The 2,568-nt window shown below is 54.4% G+C and carries 3 protein-coding genes; 1 reads left to right on the forward strand and 2 read right to left on the reverse strand.

All coding sequences use genetic code 11. The features are described 5' to 3' along the window. Nucleotides 1-57: 57 nt before the first annotated feature. Nucleotides 58-888 carry a hypothetical protein gene (locus tag WC600_19260; protein MFA4904866.1) on the reverse strand — a complete coding sequence of 277 codons (831 nt, stop codon included), beginning with the start codon at nt 886-888 and terminating at the stop codon, nt 58-60. Further along, a complete protein-coding gene (locus WC600_19265) occupies nt 882-2,003 on the reverse strand; it encodes a type IV toxin-antitoxin system AbiEi family antitoxin (GenBank protein MFA4904867.1) in 1,122 nt (373 codons plus the stop codon). Before WC600_19265 ends, WC600_19260 begins: the two co-directional genes overlap by 7 nt. Nucleotides 2,004-2,080: 77 nt before the next feature. Between WC600_19265 and WC600_19270 the strand changes: the two genes are divergently transcribed. Then, nucleotides 2,081-2,568 (forward strand): class I SAM-dependent methyltransferase (locus tag WC600_19270; protein MFA4904868.1); only part of this gene is annotated, 488 nt, incomplete at its 3' end.

Below are 2,568 nucleotides of genomic sequence, written 5' to 3' on the forward strand. Positions count from 1 at the left end.
TCGGCACTTATCGTGCTAAGGCCATCTGGTAGGCCGTGCGAGTCGTCCTGCCTTTTTTCACGCCATCCCCAGTTTTTTTAAGAAGGCATTGATCCGCTCGAAGGCGTCACGGATGATTCGCTCCGCTTCTTCCGGGTCATACGCTTCTTCAAAATCGGCGACGAACTTCGGCCCGAGCGCTTTGAGAGAGGAAAAGTGCTTGGCCATCTTGGTGAGTCCTTCCTGAACCAAACCGTGGGACAGGTGGGGCCGGAATTCCTCCGCGAGTGCGTCGATCCCGCCAGGATAGGCAAGAAGGCAGTAGTAAATATCCCAGGCGTCTTTCTCCTTGAGCCGATCGTCCAGCGCCATCCCCTTCATGACAAGGAACGGTACAATGGAAGCGACCCTTATGGTCACGCGGTCCAGCCCGCCACCCGGGATTTCCCCCTCTACGGATACTTCGCTGACCATTTCGAAGGCCAAATCACAGCCTCGCGCCTTGCGTGCCTTTATTCCCTGGACCGCCTGGGTGCGGTGCTTCTTGCCGGTGCCCTCATATTCGCCGGATAGAAGATCAACTTGCACTTTGATAACCGAACCACCGAGCGGCACATCGCGGAAAAAGGTGAAGGGCTGCTTTTCTTCCTCCTGGTAATAACCGCGGGAAGTGAGCAATTCCTCAATCAGCTTGTAACCCTCTTCCCGGATTTTCAAATGGTTCAGGGCAAGATCGATATCCATGCTTCCCACATGGGGTCGCGGTTCCTGGGGGATCAAAAGTTCTGGCACCCAGCCGCCAATGAGCACGATATTGTCCCGGTACTCACCCAGAAGATGCGTCAGTTCGATCAGTACCGATTTTGCCGCTTCCACCGCCTCAGCCGTATAATCTCTGCGTGTCACCATGAGCGCCTGATCACCTCGTCCAATATTGTCTTTGCCGCTTCCTCACCGCGGCCCTTCACCCCGAGCAGATCGAGGTAAACCTGCACCGGCGATGCGATACAAATCCCGTCGATTTGTCGTGCGCCGTACAAGACGCCTTCGTCATAGGGGGTAAATAGAGTGACATTTGCGCCGCTGGCCACCTCCTTCAGGGAGAGAATCTCCGCAATCTTTTCCACATCGCGCGACACATAGGCCATGACCCGCTGGTAACGAACGGCAGGGGCATATCGGGCCGCACCGGAAAAACCGGTCAAGGCGTATGCTGTTCCCTCTTTTTCACAGGTCTTCGCCAGGTCAGCCTCCATCTCGGCCATGCTTTTCAGCGTGTAGTAGTTTCGGGGTACATTCTTCCTGAAGCTGTAGTTTCCCGACCACTCGGATAGAAGGCTCTCCGGATCCTTGAGCAGCAACCCGGCATCGGAACTTTTAAGCCACTCGCGATCTTCCAGGAGGCTCTTGACATTGGAAACCTGCCCCAGGCTGACTTCCGCCTCTTCTGCCAATGCCTGGACCCTCCACGCCTTTTTAGGATCAGTCAGAAGCACACGTAAGACTCGTGCCGCCTTTGGGGAATAGAGGGAACGAAGATCCCGCTTTTCAGCAAAAGGATTGGGTTTGCATTCCTGTTCGATATAGACTTGGCCAAAGGCCAGTCGGCAGTTTCCGGCAAGATCCAGATACCCGATTTTCTCCTGAACACATATCTCGGCTGTCTGGGGTGAGATATATGGCGCCGAAAACACACCGTACACGTCAGGTTCACGCTCCAGAACACGGGCGAGCTGGAAGGCTGCCGCGCGGGCAACGCGGGGCTGACCGTTGTTCTTGACTTCAAGCGCCAGACGCTGTCGTTGCTTTGCCATTCGCACTGTGGCGACGATATCAATACGTACATCTCCAACATTGAGTTCTCTTTCCAGAGACTCGATCTCCAGAAAAGGGACCCGTTGGAGGCAAGCCCGTAAGGCGTTTTCAACCTCTTCCAATATATTTTTCCCATTTACTTTCATTGCTAAACGACCTTTCAGCATTTGCTGAAAATGGACATTATAGTGAAAACTTCCGGTCGTCAAGCGTAATTTTCACCCAATATGGCACTTTCAACGTTTGCTGAAAAGACACAAATTGGTGAAAAATTGGGGAATCCTACATGGAGGGGTGGTGGGACTGCGCCCGGATCGATGAATTCATCTGCCGCATATTACGCGCGCAATTGGAGCAGAAAATCAAACCAGGCTGGCCGCTCCTGTTGAGGGCGGCGGTATCGCGCATATTCAATCAACAATCCCGGCGCAGGGCATTCGTGATCGCCGACAGGCATTACGATATCGGCAACGATCTGTTCGAATCGATGCTCGGCAGATCCATGGCCTACACGTGCGGTTACTGGCGGAGAGCCACAGACCTCGACGCAGCGCAGGAAGCCAAATTCGATTTGATCTGCAGGAAGCTTGGACTCCATGCGGGGATGACGGTCCTGGATATCGGCTGCGGCTATGGCGGCTTCATGAAATACGCCGCCGACAAGTATGGAATCACGGCGACCGGGGTCACCGTTTCAAGGGAGCAGGCAGACCCAGAGCAGCGCGAATATCTGGTTTACCGAGGAGAGAAACCTGGAGGTCACCGTTCTGATCG

This window comes from Desulfobaccales bacterium (assembly GCA_041648175.1).
Classification (GTDB): Bacteria; Desulfobacterota; Desulfobaccia; order Desulfobaccales; family 0-14-0-80-60-11; genus 0-14-0-80-60-11.